Source organism: Collinsella sp. HCP28S3_G2 (assembly GCF_052065125.1).
In the GTDB taxonomy this organism is placed as follows: Bacteria; Actinomycetota; Coriobacteriia; order Coriobacteriales; family Coriobacteriaceae; genus Collinsella.
In genome coordinates this window covers 1-15,869 of record NZ_JBQHUO010000015.1, presented here as the reverse complement: position 1 = coordinate 15,869, position 15,869 = coordinate 1, and the positions used below count along the sequence as shown (strand labels likewise).

The following is a 15,869-nucleotide window of genomic DNA, read 5'->3' as shown; positions in this document are numbered from 1 at the left end:
GTTGAGACAAACCCCCGTGGGAGGTCCGGTATGTCTTGATCTGTAACAGGAAGAGCCAATTTTGGATGCCAGATGTTACAGATCGAGACAGTTCATCGGGACAATTCTGCTTGTCTTGATCTGTAACAGATAGACCCAGTTTTGCCGTCTAGGTGTTACAGGCCGAGATTATTTGGTCGAGACAAATCACAGGCCGGCGTATCGGCACAAAAAACGGAGCCGTGTTGCCACGACTCCGCTTTCAAGAGGATGGGTAAAGGAAGCGAAATTAGCTCAGGTGCCAAATCTCATCGTTGTACTGGGAGATTGTGCGGTCGGACGAGAAAGTGCCGGCGTTGGCGATGTTGATCAGCGCCTTGCGCATCCAAGCGTCCCGGTCCTCGTAGTCTGCCAGCACGCGCTCCTTAGTCTGGATGTACTCCTCAATGTCGAGCAGGGACATAAACCAGTCCTTGCCCTTGATGTCGTCGTGCAGACGCTGCAGGCGCTCCGCGTTGCCGGTCGCCATAAAAGCGGGGTTGGTAATAAAGTCCACCAGTAGCTTAATACCGGGCTTGCGGTAGAGCGCGCCGGCGTTATAGCTGCCGTCGGCGTAGAGCTGCTCGACCTGTTTGGACGAGGCGCCAAAGGTGTAGATGTTCTCGTCGCCCACGAGTTCGGCGATCTCGACATTGGCGCCGTCGAGCGTGCACAGGGTCAAAGCACCGTTGAGCATGAACTTCATGTTGGAGGTGCCGCTCGCCTCCTTGGAGGCCAGGCTGATCTGCTCGGAGATGTCGGCGGCGGGAATCACGCGCTCGGCAGCGGTGACGTTATAGTTCTCGATCATGACAACTTGCAGGTAGGGAGCCACGTCGGGATCGTTTGCGATCCACTGCGACAACGTCAGGATCAGATGGATGATGTCCTGGGCGATAGTGTAGGCAGGTGCCGCCTTGCCGCCAAAGATGATGGTGACGGGGTGCTTAGGTCTATTGCCGTTCTTGATGTCGAGGTACTTCCAGATGATGTAGAGCGCGAGCATCTGCTGGCGCTTGTACTCGTGGATACGCTTGACCTGAACATCGATGATCGCGTTGGAGGGAATGGTCACGCCCTGCTCGAGCGCCATGAACTGGCGCATGATGGCCTTGGCCTCGGCCTTGGTGGCGGCCAGGCGCTCAAGAACGTCCTTGTCGTCGGCGAATTCGGCGAGCTTGCTCAGGTCGCCGGTGCTGCGCCAATCGGTACCGATTACATCGTCGAGCAGGCTGGCAAGTGCGGGGTTGGCTCCCTGGATCCAGCGGCGGAAGGTGATGCCGTTGGTCTTGTTGGAGAACTTTTCGGGATAGATCTCGTAGAACGGGCGAAGCTCGGTGTCCTCCAGGATCTTGGTGTGGAGTGCGGCGACGCCATTGATGGAGAAGCCAAAGTGAATGTCCATGTGGGCCATGTGGACGGTGCCGTACTCGTCGATGATGGCGACGCGCGGGTCGCCATGCTCGGCCTTGGCAATCTCATCGAGCTTGACGATGATGTCGGCGATGGCAGGGGAGACCTTCTGCAGGCTGGTGAGCGGCCATTTCTCGAGCGCCTCGGCAAGGATCGTGTGGTTGGTGTAGGCGACCATGGAGCGTACGATGGTAACGGCTTCGTCAAACTCGATGTCGTGCTCGGTGGTGAGCAGCCGGATGAGCTCGGGAATGACCATGGTGGGGTGCGTATCGTTGATCTGGACCACGGCGTAGTCGGCCAGATCGTGAAGGTTGCTGCCGCGTTCTACGGCCTCGTCGATCAGGAGCTGGGCGGCATTGCTCACCATGAAGTACTCCTGGTAGATGCGAAGCAGGCGGCCCTGCTCATCGGAATCATCCGGATAGAGGAACAGGGTGAGGTTCTTGGCGATCTTGGTCTTGTCGAAGTCGATGGAGCTGCCGGGGACCAGGCCCTCGTCGACACTTGCCAGGTCAAACAGGCGCAGGCGGTTCTTGGTGGGCTGGCCATAACCGGGCACATCGATGTTGACGAGCTTGGAGGTGACGGCAAAATCACCGAACTCGACGGTGTAGGAGCGGTCGTCATCGATCAGGATGTCCTGCTCGCCGAGCCACTCGTCAGGGACGGCCTTCTGCTGGTTGTCGGCAAAGCGCTGGCGGAACAGGCCGTAATGGTAGTTGAGGCCCACGCCGTCGCCGGTAAGGCCCAGCGTGGCAATGGAATCCAGGAAGCATGCGGCCAGGCGGCCCAGGCCGCCGTTGCCGAGCGAAGGCTCGACCTCAAACTCCTCGATCTTGTTGAGGTCGTGGCCGGCGGCGACGAGCTGGTCCTTAACCTCGTCATAGATGCCGAGGTCGATCATATTGTTGATGAGCAGCTTGCCGATCAAAAACTCGGCAGAGATGTAGTAGAGCTTTTTCTTGCCGTTGTTGAGCGGACAGGCGGCAGAGCGCTCCTGCACGAGCTTGACCAGCAGCTTATAAATACGACGGTCATCGAGCTGCTCGAGCGAGGTGCCAAAGGACTGCTCGGCGAGTTCTGCGAGGCTTATACGGGGCATGTTTCCTCCTGTGGTGAGTCGACTACATGTCAGAAATTCAAAAGAAGCCCGCGCGAGGGATTGGGATGGCCTCGCGCGGGAAAAGCGGTCGCGTCCACACGGTGGGGTGGGGTCGGGCGCGGTGGCTCCTATTGGGGAAGCTCGATTTCGGCTTCCGACGGGATGCGGAAGTAGGTCTCGGTCCAGTCGGTGAGCTTGCGCTCGAGTTCGCGGGTGATGGCGCCATCAAGCATGCGCCACGTCCAGTTACCGCCCAGGGTGGCGGGGGTGTTAATGCGCGCCTCGTTGCCCAGATTGAGCAGGTCCTGCATGGTGTAGATACAGGTATCGCTCACGCTGGCGGCGATGGTGCGGTTGAGCGCGTCGGCCATGGACTCGCCTGCCTGCTGGTGGGTATACAGGGCCGCCTGCTCGCGCTGACGCGGGGTGGCTGTTCCTTCATACCAGCCGCGTGCCGTTTCGTTGTCATGCGTTCCGACGTAGGCGACGGTGTTGGCAATGTAGTTGTGGGGCAGATAGTAGGAGTTGCTGCCTTCAAAAGCGAACTGCAGAATCTTCATGCCGGGGAAGCCCGTGGTGTCGCGCATGTCGATGACGCCGGGGGTAAGAAAGCCCAGGTCTTCGGCAATGATGGGAAGCGTGCCGAGCTTTTCCTCGAGCACCTTGAAGAGCTTGAGGCCGGGTCCCTGCGTCCATGAACCATATGACGAATCGGGAGAGGAGAACGGCACCTCCCAAAAGGCTTCAAAGCCGCGGAAGTGGTCCAGACGGATGACGTCGTACATGTCGAGGGCAGCACGGACGCGGTCTTCCCACCAGGAGAAGCCGTCTGCTTCCATAGCATCCCAGTCATAGATGGGGTTGCCCCAGTACTGGCCGGTGGCCGAGAACTGATCAGGCGGCGTGCCCGCGACGCTGACGGGATTGCCGGCGGCGTCGATCTTAAAGAGCTCGGGCGTGGCCCACATCTCGACGGAGTCGCGCGAGACGTAGATGGGCAGGTCGCCGATGATCAGGATGTCGTGCTCGTTGGCATAGGCCTTGAGGCGGCTCCACTGGCGATCGAAGAAATACTGCGTCATCTGGTGGTAGAGCATGCGCTCGGGATGGGTGGCGCAGACCTTGGCGGATGCCTCGCCGCGGCGGCGGAGCTCCTCGGGCCACTCCCAAAAGGCTTTGAGTCCGCACTCCTCCTTCACGGTCATAAACTCGCAGTAGGGAATGAGCCAGTCCTCGTTTGCCTGGATAAAGTCGTCGAAATCGGCCGGCTTGTCGGCAGCAAAGCGCTCAGCGGCTCGATCGAGAATCTGACGGCGGCCAACAAAGATGGCACCGTAGTCGACGTTGCTGGGGTCGGAACCAAGGAAGACGCCGTCGATGTCACGCTGCTCCAGATAGCCGGCTTCGATAAGCTCGGCAAAGTCGATCAAGTTGGGGTTGCCTGCGCGGGCCGAGAACGACTGATAGGGCGAATCGCCATAGCTGGTCGTCGTAAGGGGCAGGATTTGCCAGTAATGTTGTTTGCACGAGGCAAGAAAATCGACGAAGTCGTAGGCATTCCAGCCAAAGCCGCCGATTCCGTATGGTCCGGGCAGAGATGAGACGGGCATGAGGACGCCGCTTGCACGCTCCATGAATGCGCTCACCAACCTTCTTGTTGTGGGGTCGGCCTGCCGATGGGTGTGCAGTCCGCCTCCGATGTTCTGATTCGATACACCTATTGTATACATGTTGTTTAAACATGTATAGGCAAGATAAAAAAGTTGGTCGATTTTCGGCGAATGGTTACATGCCATGAAAAAGCCCCGGTCTCACATCGTGAGATCGGGGCAAGAACGGTGTGTAGGTTTTTGCTACTCGGCGTCGGCGAAGCCGTTGGGGTTGTGGCTCTGCCAGTTCCAGCTGTCGCGGCACATGTCCGCGATGTCGTACTGTGCCTTCCAACCCATCATGCGCTCGGCCTTGGAAGCGTCGCACCAGTTGGCGGCGATGTCGCCGGCGCGGCGCTCGCGAATCACGTAGGGCAGCTCTTTGCCACAGGCCTTGGAGAAGGCGGCGACGACCTCGAGCACCGAGGTGCCGGTGCCGGTGCCTAGGTTAAAGATCTCGACGCCGGTCTTGCCGTTCATCCAGTTGAGGGCGGCCACATGGCCCGATGCCAGGTCACACACGTGGATGTAGTCGCGCACACCGGTGCCGTCGGGGGTGGGGTAGTCGTTGCCAAAGACCTGAACGGCCTCGAGCTTGCCCACGGCAACCTGCGCGACATAAGGCACCAGGTTGTTGGGGATGCCCTTGGGGTCCTCGCCGATTAGGCCCGACGGATGTGCGCCGATGGGGTTGAAGTAGCGGAGCAGCACAACGTTCCACTCGGGGTCGGCGGTGTGAACGTCCATAAGGATCTGCTCAATCATCCACTTGGTCCAGCCATAGGGGTTGGTCGCAGGCTTCTTGGGGTCTTCCTCGGTGACGGGCGGGTTATCCGGATCGCCATAGACGGTCGAGGAGCTCGAGAAGATGATGGACTTGCAGCCATGGTTGCGCATAACGTCGACGAGCACCAGGGTGTTCTCGATGTTGTTGTGATAGTATTCGACGGGCTTGCTCACCGACTCGCCGACGGCCTTAAAGCCGGCGAAGTGGATGACGCGGTCGATCTGATGGGTATCGAAGATCTTGTTCATGGCATCGCGGTCGAGCACGTTGGCCTCGTAGAAGGTGAGGTTCTTGGCGGCCTTGTCGCCCACGATGGTCTTGACACGGTCGACGGCGACGGCGCTGGAGTTGGAGAGGTCGTCGACGATGACGACCTGGTAGCCACCCTCGAGCAGCTGAACGACGGTGTGCGAGCCGATAAAGCCGGCGCCACCGGTTACGAGGACGCAGGTGTCTTTGGGGTCGAGTGCTTTGGACATGTAGTCTCCTATCGAATCAGGAACACTTCCTGAGGGAGTATAGCGCAGGCAGGGGCACCCAAAACGTGCAGGGCAGGAAAAGCAGACGAACATGCTAACGTACTCATGGAAATGTTTGGCGTGGGCATAACCTTGACTTTGACGTTTGCATACGAGCCGCCGACCATGGGGTTTCCTGCCGTTCGTGGAAATCGTTGGGACGCGTCGGATGTACGCTAATATGTATGAGTTGAGCGACATATAAATAAACATGTAACGGAGTAGATATGTCACCAAACAGCGATTCCATCCTTTCCCAGGAGCTTTCGCGTCGCACTGCCCTCAAGGCCTTGTTCGGCGCCGCTTCTGCAGCCGTTCTTTTTGGTCTGCCCGCTCGCGCCCATGCTGCGGAGGCCACCAAGGAAACCACCGACAAGCTCAATGCGGCCCAGGCTCAGCTTGACGAGGTCCAGGCCCAGCTCGACAGCATCGCAAATGAATACGCGGCGCTGGCCAACAAGAACGCCCAGACCCTCAACGATATCGAGAGCGTACAGGGCCAGATTGACAGCACGCAGGCGCAGATTGACGAAAAGAAGGCCGAGCTCAAAAAGAAGCGCGGCGATCTTTCCGATCGCGTTTCCGCCAACTATAAGTCGGGCGGCACCAACATCCTGTCGCTGCTGCTCGCCTCGGGCTCGTTTGAGGAGCTCGTCGCCAATGCGCACTATGTTGAGAAGATCAACAAGAGCGACCGCGACGCCATCGAGGATATCCAGACCATCCAGAAAGAGCTCGATACACAGAAGTCCGAGCTCGAGTCGCAAAAAGCCGACTTGGAGAAGCTCAAGGACCAGCAGACTGCCCAGATGCAGGACATGCAGGCCAAGCAGCAAGAGGTCCAGACGGTTCTGAACGGCCTCTCCGACGACGTCAAGGAGCTCATGGCTCAGCGCGATTCCGAGATTCTCGCTGCCGCCCAGGCTGAGGAGGCTGCCAAGAAGGCTGCCGCTGCTGCGGCTGCCGCAAACAAGAACAATTCCTACTCGGGTGGTTCGAGCTCGGGTGGCGGATCGTATGCGCCCGGAAATCCGCAACAGAATGCCGGCTCGGGCAAGCAGCAGGCTGTCGTCAACGCATGCTACTCCACGCCTTCGCCTGGCCTGAACTGGTGCGCCGCCTGGGTCACCAACGTCTTCCGCAACGCCGGCGTGGGCTACTTTGGCGGCAACGCGTGCGACATGTTTAACGCCTGGTGCTACAGCTCCGATCGTTCGGCGCTGCAGGTGGGCATGATCGTGGCCGACTCGTCGCACAGTGGCACCGGTATGCCGGGTCTGCTGTACGGACACGTGGGCATCTATGTTGGCGGCGGCATCGTTATGAGCAACGAGGGCGCCATCACGTCGAGGTCGCTTGACTCGTTCATTAGCTTTTACGGCACTGGCTCTGGTGTGCGCTGGGGCTGGCTTGGCGGTATTGCGCTGTCGTAGCTGCGGCTTGGTCCGGGACAGTCCGAGAGGCTTCAGGTTGCCTGCTCGGGCAGTCCTGCTCGCGCGGAGAGCACATTAAGTGCTCTCCGGCTCGTGCGGAACTCGCGATCAACCTTATGCCTCTCGGACTGTCCCGGCCCTCACGGGTCCTGAGCACGACACACCGGACTGGGTTATCTGAATAAATATGGTGAAGGCCCCTTTTGGGGCCTTCTTTTTATAAAAATTCGCCTACTCGGTGGACTTCGGGTTCTAGGTCTACGCCGAATTGGTCTTTGACGGTTGCTTGGATGTGGCGGATGAGTTCGTCGACGTCGGCGGCGGTGGCGTGGTCGGCGTTGACGATGAAGCCGCAGTGTTTTTCGCTCACCTGGGCGCCGCCGACGGCATGGCCGCGCAGGCCGGCGTCCATGATGAGCTTACCGGCAAAGTGGCCCTCGGGGCGCTTGAAAGTGGAGCCGGCGCTCGGCATGTCGAGCGGCTGCTTGTCCTCGCGGCGTTGGCGGTAGTCGTCCATGTCGGCCTTGATCATCGCGGCGTTGCCCGGGGCGAGATTGAAGGTGGCCGAAAGCACGATGAAGCCGTCGTCGGCGATGCGGCTCTTGCGATAGCCCAGATTGAGCTCGTCGACATCGAACTCGATGATGTTGCCGCTACCGCGGGTGCCGTCGTCGAGCATGCGGGCGGGCTTGTAGACGCGTACAGACTCCAGCACGTCGGCCATGCAGGCACCGTAGGCGCCGGCGTTCATGTAGCAGGCGCCGCCGACCGATCCGGGGATGCCCGAGATGGGCTCCATGCCGGTGAGACCGGCCTCGGCTGCCGCGGCCGCAACATCCGAAAGCAGCGCACCGGCTGCTGCCGTAACGTGCGTGCCGTCGACGGTAATGTCGGAGAGGCCCTCGCCTAGCGCTACGACGACGCCGCGTATGCCCTTGTCGCCGACGAGTAGGTCGGAGCCGTTGCCCACGATGGTGAGTGGCAGATCGCAGCGATAGCAGGTATCGAGCGTGGCGACGAGGCCCTGCTCGGTGTCGGGCGTGACAAAGACGTCGGCCGGGCCGCCAATCTTAAACGTGGTGTGCTCGCGCATGGGCTCGCTCATCAACACGTTGTCCTCGCCGGCAACGCCAGCGAGCGCGCACAGCAGGTCCTCGTTAAAAAAGTCGTTCTCGTGCATCCGAATATCCGCCTTTTGGTGGTCGTTGTCATCAATCGATTGCAATATACCCCACCTGGACGTATTTGGTGCGCTGGCGGCGATAAAACAGCCGTCTACCGGATTGGTAAAGTGTTTATCATCGAGGTAGAGGGGCAGTCGCTATACTTTCAAGAGATTGCGCGTAAACCCGGAAGGAGCGAGATGGCCAACAAAGTCACCCTCAAGCAGATCGCCCAGGAGGTGGGGCTTTCCCCCTCGTCGGTCTCGCTTGTTCTCAACAATCGGCCTTGTCGCATCTCGGAAGAAAACCGCAAGCTCATCAAGGAGGTCGCGGCGCGCAACCACTATGTTCCCAACCAGATTGCGCGCAGCCTGGTCATGCGCGAGTCACGCACCCTGGGCCTTATCGTCCCCAACATCGAGAGCCGATTTTTTGCCTCACTTGCCGGTAGCTTGGAAAAGCGCTGCCGCGAGGACGGCTATGCGCTCTTTATTACCAGCTCGGGCGGAAGCGCCGACGACGACCTGGAACTGCTGCGCCAGCTGGTGACGCGCGGCGTCGATGGTGTCTTCCTGGTGGTAGGCGACGAGTTCTCGGACGACCGTGCCCTGCGCGAAGAGGTCAGCCATCTACCCATCCCTGCCGTGATGGTCGACCGCGCCATTGAGGGGCTCGAGTGCGACAAGGTGATGTTCGACCACGAGATGGGTGGCTATATGGCTACCCGCTATCTGATTGAGCAGGGCCACCGTCGCATTGCCTGCTTGGTTAATGCGCGTCGTTCCAATACGGGTCGCAAGCGACTTGCCGGCTATGAGCGCGCGCTGCGCGAGGTTGGCCTGCCTATCGACGCGCGTTTGGAGTTTGAGAGCGAGTACTACATTCCGAGCGCCTACGAGGCCTCGGAGGCGGTGCTCGCAACCGACGCCACTGCCGTGTTCGCAAGCTCGGACAACATTGCCCTCGGTTTGCTCAAGCGTTTGCACGAGATGGGGAAGAGCATCCCGGGCGATATTTCGGTGGTGAGCTATGACAACTCGGCGGCCGACGTTCTCTTTGAGCCGGCGCTGACCGCCATTGAGCAGGATCCTGGTGTCCTCGCGGAACATGCTTTTGGCTGCATGTCCAAGCGTCTTGCCGGTAGGGGCGGTAGGCGTGCCGAAGAGGTCGTCCTGGAGCCGGCGCTTATCGTTAAGGGCAGCGTGCTCGAGCTTACTAAACATAACTAAACACGTTTATCAATTTGCAGAGACCGAATGTGGAGCACCTGTGGCAGACAATGCCGCAGGTGAATGTCGCGTTTTGTTGATCGATGTGATTGATAAGGGTGATAAAACGTTTTTTCACCATGATAAAACGTTTTAGCAAATATACTAGTCCCAACGAATGGTTGCCGTATTGGAGGGCGACCGCACAGCGGAGGGACATAAACAATGGCTAAAACACTGGGGACGCCGTGGCAAAAGCTGGGCCACGAGGTGCCGGCTTCCGAGCTCGAGGGCGTCGACCTGTATTGGCGTGCATCGAATTATCTGTCCGTCGGTCAGATCTACCTTCGCTCTAACCCGCTCATGCGCCCCGACTTTGTCGATGAGAAAACCGGCGAGGTGCGCGACTTTGGTCGCCCGGACGTTAAGCACCGCTTGGTCGGTCACTGGGGCACCACGCCCGGCATCAACTTCCTGTTCGGTCATGTCAACCGCCTCATCGCCGATCACAACCAGAACGCGATCTTCTTGATGGGCCCGGGTCACGGTGGCCCCGCTGGCACCGCCCAGTCGTTGCTCGATGGTACCTACCGCGAGATTCGCCCCGACATCACCAATGACGAGGCCGGCCTGCAGAAGTTCTTCCGCCAGTTTTCCTACCCCGGCGGTATTCCGAGCCATTTTGCGCCCGAGACGCCTGGCTCCATCCACGAGGGCGGCGAGCTCGGCTACACGCTCAGCCACGCTTACGGTGCCGTCATGGATAACCCGAGCCTGCTGGCCGTGGCTGTGGTGGGCGACGGCGAGTCCGAGACCGGTCCGCTCGCGACCTCTTGGCAGTCTAACAAGCTCGTGAACCCGGCAACCGATGGTATCGTCCTGCCGATCCTGCACCTCAACGGCTACAAGATCGCCAACCCCACCATTCTTGCCCGCGTGTCCGACGAGGAGCTCACCAAGTTCTTTGAGGGCATGGGCTATAAGCCGCATTTCTTTGTCGCCGGCTTTGACGACGAGAGCCATGCGAGCATTCATGCGCGTTTCGCCGCCCTGTTCGAGCAGGTCTTCGATGAGATCTGCGACATCAAGGCCACCGCTATGGCTCAGGCCACTGCGGGCGAGACCGTGGTCCGTCCGGCCTATCCCATGATCGTGTTCCGTACGCCCAAGGGTTGGACCTGCCCCAAGCAGATTGATGGCAAGAAGACCGAGGACTCCTGGCGCGCCCATCAGGTGCCGCTGGCGAGTGCCAAGGACACCCACGAGCACTTCCGCGTGCTGCGCGAGTGGCTGCGCTCCTACAAGCCCGAGGAGCTCTTTACGCCCGAGGGCCAGGTGCGCCCCGAGGTGACGGCCTTTATGCCGACCGGCGAGCTGCGTATCGGCGCCAATCCCAACGCGAACGGCGGCAAGGTACGCCGCGAGCTCGAGCTTCCCGATATTCACGATCACGAGATCCCCATCGCAAGTAAGGGCCACGGCTGGGGCTCCACCGAGGCCGCCCGCGTCTTTGGTGAGTACACTGCCGATGTTCTGGCCAAGAACATGGATGATTTCCGCATCTTCGGTCCCGACGAGACCGCGTCCAACCGCCTGCAGGCTGCCTATAAGGTGACCAAGAAGCAGTGGGATGCCGGTTTCTACGAGGACGATGCCAACGACGAGCTGCTGGCCGGTTCCGGTAAGGTTGTCGAGCAGCTGTCCGAGCACCAGTGCGAGGGCTTCCTCGAGGCCTACGTGCTCACCGGCCGCTCCGGTGTGTGGAGCTCCTACGAGAGCTTTGTCCACGTGGTCGATTCCATGGTCAACCAGCACTGCAAATGGCTCGAAGCGACCAAGCGCGAGATTCCGTGGCGTGCTCCTATCAGCGGCCTCAATATTTTGCTGTCGAGCCATGTCTGGCGCCAGGACCACAACGGCTTTTCGCACCAGGACCCCGGCTTTATCGACCTGCTGCTCAACAAGGCCAACGACACGCATGTCGTGAATGCTTATTATCCGGCCGATGCCAACATGGCCCTTGCTGTGGCCGAGCGCGTCTACCAGTCCACCGACTGCGTCAATGCCATCTTCTGTGGCAAGCAGCCCGCCCCCACCTTCCAGACGGTCGACGAGGCCAAGTCTGAGCTCGCCGAGGGCGTAGCGACCTGGGAGTGGGCATCGACTGCCGACTCGCTCGCCGAGGCCGACGTCGTGGTCGCTACTTGCGGTGACGTGCCGACGCTCGAGGCACTGGCCGCAACCGATATGCTGCGCGGGCTGGGCATCAAGGTCTGGTTTGTCAACGTAGTCGATCTGCTCAAGATCCAGAACGTCTGCGAGAACGACCAAGCCATCAGCGATGAGCGCTGGGCTGAGCTGTTTGGCCGCGGCGAGAAGCCCGTGCTCTTCGCATTCCACGCCTATGCCGGCACGATTCGCCGTCTGATCTGGAACCGTCCCGGCCACGATGCCTTCCGCGTTCACGGCTACGAGGAGAAGGGCTCCACGACCACGCCGTTCGACATGCTGCGCCTGAACAACATGGATCGCTGGGCCCTGGCCGCCGACGTGCTGCGCATGGTTGACGCCGATAAGTTTGCCGAGCAGATTGATGAGTGGGAGGCCTTCCGCACCGAGGCCTTTGAGTTCGCGTGCGACGAGGGCTTCGATCACCCGGCCTTTACCGACTGGGTCTGGCCCGACGCCGCAGCCGCAACCGCTGCCGACGGCGTACTCTCCGCAACGCAGCTAACTGCCGGCGACAACGAATAGCATCCGGGACGGTCTCGCGCTGGGGGCGGGGCGCGGGGGGGGGGGGGGGGGGGGGGGGGGGGGGGGGGGGCGCGCGGCGGGCCCCCCCCCCCCCCCCCCCCCCCCCCCCCCCCCCCCCCCCCCCCCCCCCCCCCCCTCGTCCGTGAACTTTTCCGCTGGGCGAGCCATAGACACCACGCACCGATGCGGTAAAGCGGCGGCTTGAAATTGGTGCTATATTCAACTTGAGTTGTTTAATACTAGTACGGGAGGCTGATATGGGGCTGTTCAAGAAGAAAAACCCGCAGGATGCCTTTGATCCCGATGTGTTTACCATCACGGATACGATTTTGGACCCGCCGCGGTTTACATTTTTGCCGGCTATCTACCAGGATGCCACGCGCCGCAAGTGGGCCGTGCATCAGCGCGGCGGCGAGCCGAAGATTTTTGACTATGCGGACGTGCTGCAGTGCGAAGTGGCAGAAGCTGGCAATCCGGAGGCCGAAGAAGCGGTCTCCAAACAAGAATTTGCCCAGCGTATTCTGGCAAATCCTGCCAAGGCGGCAAAAATGAACGCTGCCAAGCGTAATATGTGTCTTGGTATGGGCGTTGTTGTGGCGGTTCAGACGGGAAAAGGCAAGGTTTCCAAATTAGAGATTCCCGTTATGACCGACGAAGTCAAACGCGATTCAAACCTATATAAGTCGTATCGGAATGTCGCCGAGAAGATCAAGGCCGAATTTGATGCCATGGGAGGGCTGGCCTAATTTTGGCGGCATACGTTTCTGAATGAGGAGTCTGTGCAATGGCAGGCGAATCTTATGCAATCCCCCCCAAAGATCGTGCTGTTGAGGGAATTCTTTGGTATATCCAGCACCATCAGCTTGCCGGCGGCGATCGCCTGCCGGCTGAGCGAGTGCTGTGCGAAGAGATTGGCGTTTCGCGTACGGCGTTGCGCGCTGGCATCACACGGCTCATCTCGTGTGGAACGCTCGAGAGCCGTCGCGGATCGGGTACATATGTGTGTCCTCCCAAGCCGCTGAACATCTTCCAGGAAACGTATAACTTTTCCGATGCCGTGCGGACTGTCGGCCTGCACCCCTCTTCTCGTCTGGTTTCCACCGGGACCATCGAGGCGGATGAGGCGCTTGCCGACAAGCTTGGGGTGGCTGTGGGTGCTCCTTTACTCCGCATGCAGCGCATTCGACTTATAGAGGGCGAGCCGGCGTCAATCGAGACTGCTCACGTTAACCTGTCCCTGTGCCCATCGCTTCTCGAGCACGATTTTGAGTGTGAGAGCCTTTACGATGTCTTGCTCAAAGAAGGTGGCGTGCGTGTTGAGCATGGACGTGAGCATATCTCCATCTCGCGTTTGAACGCCGAAGAGGCCGAGCTGCTCCAGCAAGAAGAGGGAACGCCGGTGTTCTATGAGAGCACGATCGAATTTGATAAGGACATGCGTTTTGTGGAGCATTGCAAATCGGTGATTTTGCCCACAAAGTTCCGCTTTGCCGATAACGGCGAAAAGAACGGCATGAGGAGCGTGGCAGGTGAACAATGGCTGAAACAGTAGATGCCACCCCGGTTTATATGCGCATTCGACGCCGCATCGAGGAGCGTATCGAGCGCGGTATATATCCCACGGGCTCCATGATTCCGTCCGAGAATGAACTTGCCGAAGAGTTTGACACGACGCGCCTGACTATTCGAAGCGCTGTCGATGAGCTGGTTCGGCGCGGGCAGATTCGACGCGTCCGCGGAAAGGGCGCGTTTGTGGCGCAGAAAGTACCCGTTGCCTACGAGCGAACAGGAGGCTTTCGCGAGTCGGTTCGTGCTTCGGGCGGCGAGCCGTCCGTCCGCATCCTCGCGCGTTCCAAGCGTTATGCGGGGCCATATTATGCCAACCTGTTTGGCATTGCCGAGGACGATTTGCTGTATTCGATTCGGCGTTTGAACTGCGTCAACGGCGATCCTGTATCGATTGAGATGGCGTTCATCCCGTGCCTGCTGTTTCCCACAATCGAAGATATTGACGTGTCGGTCTTCAGTTTGTACGAGACCTATGAGATGCTGGGCCGAAAGCCGGTCATGGCACAGGAAAAGCTCGATATCGAGGCGGTGGGTGCACGCGACGCGGGCTTGCTTGGCTTGGAACAAGGGGATCTTGTTTTGCTTTTGGAATGCGTGAGCTATGACGCGAGCGGTCAGGCTATCGAGTATGTAAAGTCCTTCAATCGTGGCGATGCGGGCGGCTACACCTATACGTACTAGCTGGGGCTTTGCATCGCGCGCGGTAACAGCCGGTCTGTTTGGGCAATTTGACCGACTGTATATACAACCTTACAGGGCTCAAAATCGACCGTTCGCCGAAGGGGATAAATTAATCGACAAAGAGGTATCAAAAAGCCGTAACCTGTAACTGTGATTGGTATCAAATACTAATGATTTGTTACGAGGTGAGACGATGAAGATGCTCGATTACGTTCAGCTTGCCCATGTGCGTATGGGAGAGAACCTCGAGCGTTCGTCTGAGCTGGTAGCGCAGCTCGTTGATATTTTCCAGTCCGGTTCTTTTGACGCGCTGCGCATCGTTGCTTCGGGTTCGTCGCGCCATGCTGCGGATTGCGCCCGCGATTACCTGCAAGATGCGCTGCAGATGCAGGTGTCCGTTGTGACGCCCGAGGCCTTCGTCGATTTTGAACACACCTATCCACAGCATGCGCTTAACATTGCCGTCTCGCAGAGCGGCTATTCAACCAATACGATTGCGGCGCTCGATTACATGCGCGCACACGATATGGCTGCAGTTGCGCTCACGGCAAACGTCGAGGCACCCATCAAGGAATACGCTGACATCGTTCTTGACTACGGTGTGGGCGTCGAGTCGGTGGACTTTGTGACTCTGGGCGTCGAGGTTCTCGTTGAGTACCTGGTGCTCTTTGGTATTTACGGCGGTCAGGCGCGCGGAACGATTGACGCCAAGGGCGTTGCCCAGCGTCTTGACGACCTGCGCGAGGCTATCCAGGCCAATGCCGTGATGTGCAAGACCGCCGAGGCATATGTCCAAGACCACATGCTCGAGCTTTCTGAGCACACGCCCGCTATGGTCGTCGGCAACGGCCCCAACTACGGTGTTGCCGAGGAGGCAGCGCTCAAGCTGAGCGAGACCATCAAGATTCCTGCCATGCATCACGAAGGCGAGGAGTTCGTCCACGGTCCCGAGATGCAAATCGTTCCGGGCTATCTGGTGTTTATCGTCGACGATCCGCAGGGGTCGGAGCGTCTTGCGGATATCGCCGATGCGCTATCGAACGTTACGGCAAAAACGGTGCTGCTCACGGCCCATCCCAAGGGTAGGGCTCACGAGGTTGCGGTGCCTCAGGTGGCTCCGCTGCTCAGCGCAATTCCCAATCTTGTGTTCTTCCAGACGGTTGCGGCCATGATCGCCGAGCGTCTGAAGTCATGGGACGTGCACCCGTATCTCGATGCCGTCTCCAAGCAAATGGAGGTCAAGGCAGAGGGCTACGAAGAGTCAATCAATGCGCTTAAGGCCAAAGCGGCTGAGTGTTACGGAATGTAAGCGGGTTTTGATGCCCGTTGGCATGGGGGATGTGGAAACAACCCCAGAAAGGAGAGACAAATGAAGGAAACCGAGAAGATCGAGATCATGCATTTCGACCAGGAGGGCTACCTCGAGGACGGCAAGGCGCTCTACGAGACCGGCAAGAAGATGACCGCGCTCGCCGACAAGGTCGCCGACGAGGGCTACGACGCCGTGTTCCTGATGGGCGTCGGCGGCACCTGGGACGAGCTCATGCAGCTCGAGTACCTCATGAACAAGT

The 15,869-nt window shown here is 59.4% G+C and carries 11 protein-coding genes and 1 pseudogene; 8 read left to right on the top strand and 4 right to left on the bottom strand.

The window, feature by feature from the left end; genetic code table 11:
* Window positions 1–268: 268 nt before the first annotated feature.
* The 3 genes from ACTNB2_RS08075 to galE all read right to left on the bottom strand — a co-directional run bounded on the left by ACTNB2_RS08075 (window position 269) and on the right by galE (window position 5,451).
* Complete coding sequence (locus ACTNB2_RS08075) at window positions 269–2,536, bottom strand: glycogen/starch/alpha-glucan phosphorylase (protein ID WP_441042444.1); 2,268 nt, start codon at window positions 2,534–2,536, stop codon at window positions 269–271.
* Window positions 2,537–2,664: 128 nt separating this feature from the next.
* Window positions 2,665–4,182 (bottom strand): 4-alpha-glucanotransferase, encoded by a 1,518-nt coding sequence (malQ, locus tag ACTNB2_RS08070; protein WP_441042446.1) that lies wholly within the window; start codon window positions 4,180–4,182, stop codon window positions 2,665–2,667.
* A gap of 207 nt (window positions 4,183–4,389) precedes the next feature.
* Complete coding sequence (galE, locus tag ACTNB2_RS08065; protein ID WP_154515134.1) at window positions 4,390–5,451, bottom strand: UDP-glucose 4-epimerase GalE; 1,062 nt, start codon at window positions 5,449–5,451, stop codon at window positions 4,390–4,392.
* A gap of 266 nt (window positions 5,452–5,717) precedes the next feature.
* Here galE and ACTNB2_RS08060 point away from each other — a divergent pair, with 266 nt between their 5' ends.
* Window positions 5,718–6,923 (top strand): coiled-coil domain-containing protein, encoded by a 1,206-nt coding sequence (locus tag ACTNB2_RS08060; RefSeq protein ID WP_154515132.1) that lies wholly within the window; start codon window positions 5,718–5,720, stop codon window positions 6,921–6,923.
* Between the two features lie 217 nt (window positions 6,924–7,140).
* Here ACTNB2_RS08060 and murB read toward each other — a convergent pair whose 3' ends face one another.
* A complete protein-coding gene (gene murB / locus ACTNB2_RS08055) occupies window positions 7,141–8,103 on the bottom strand; it encodes a UDP-N-acetylmuramate dehydrogenase (protein WP_441042450.1) in 963 nt (320 codons plus the stop codon).
* A gap of 183 nt (window positions 8,104–8,286) precedes the next feature.
* Between murB and ACTNB2_RS08050 the strand changes: the two genes are divergently transcribed.
* The 7 genes and pseudogenes from ACTNB2_RS08050 to ACTNB2_RS08020 form a co-directional block, all read left to right on the top strand.
* The gene (locus ACTNB2_RS08050; RefSeq protein WP_118388843.1) at window positions 8,287–9,315 is read left to right on the top strand and encodes a LacI family DNA-binding transcriptional regulator; all 1,029 of its coding nucleotides are present in this window, start codon (window positions 8,287–8,289) and stop codon (window positions 9,313–9,315) included.
* 204 nt (window positions 9,316–9,519) lie between these two features.
* Window positions 9,520–12,048, top strand: coding sequence for a phosphoketolase family protein (locus ACTNB2_RS08045; RefSeq protein WP_441042448.1), 2,529 nt, complete (start codon window positions 9,520–9,522; stop codon window positions 12,046–12,048).
* 257 nt (window positions 12,049–12,305) lie between these two features.
* A complete protein-coding gene (locus ACTNB2_RS08040) occupies window positions 12,306–12,794 on the top strand; it encodes a hypothetical protein (RefSeq protein WP_441031396.1) in 489 nt (162 codons plus the stop codon).
* 38 nt (window positions 12,795–12,832) lie between these two features.
* A complete protein-coding gene (locus ACTNB2_RS08035; protein WP_441042618.1) occupies window positions 12,833–13,600 on the top strand; it encodes a GntR family transcriptional regulator in 768 nt (255 codons plus the stop codon).
* Complete coding sequence (locus ACTNB2_RS08030; protein ID WP_441038902.1) at window positions 13,585–14,298, top strand: GntR family transcriptional regulator; 714 nt, start codon at window positions 13,585–13,587, stop codon at window positions 14,296–14,298. Before ACTNB2_RS08035 ends, ACTNB2_RS08030 begins: the two co-directional genes overlap by 16 nt.
* 193 nt (window positions 14,299–14,491) lie before the next feature.
* The gene (locus ACTNB2_RS08025; protein ID WP_441042619.1) at window positions 14,492–15,607 is read left to right on the top strand and encodes an SIS domain-containing protein; all 1,116 of its coding nucleotides are present in this window, start codon (window positions 14,492–14,494) and stop codon (window positions 15,605–15,607) included.
* 60 nt (window positions 15,608–15,667) lie between these two features.
* Window positions 15,668–15,869, top strand: a pseudogene (locus ACTNB2_RS08020) (SIS domain-containing protein); the annotation flags it as partial.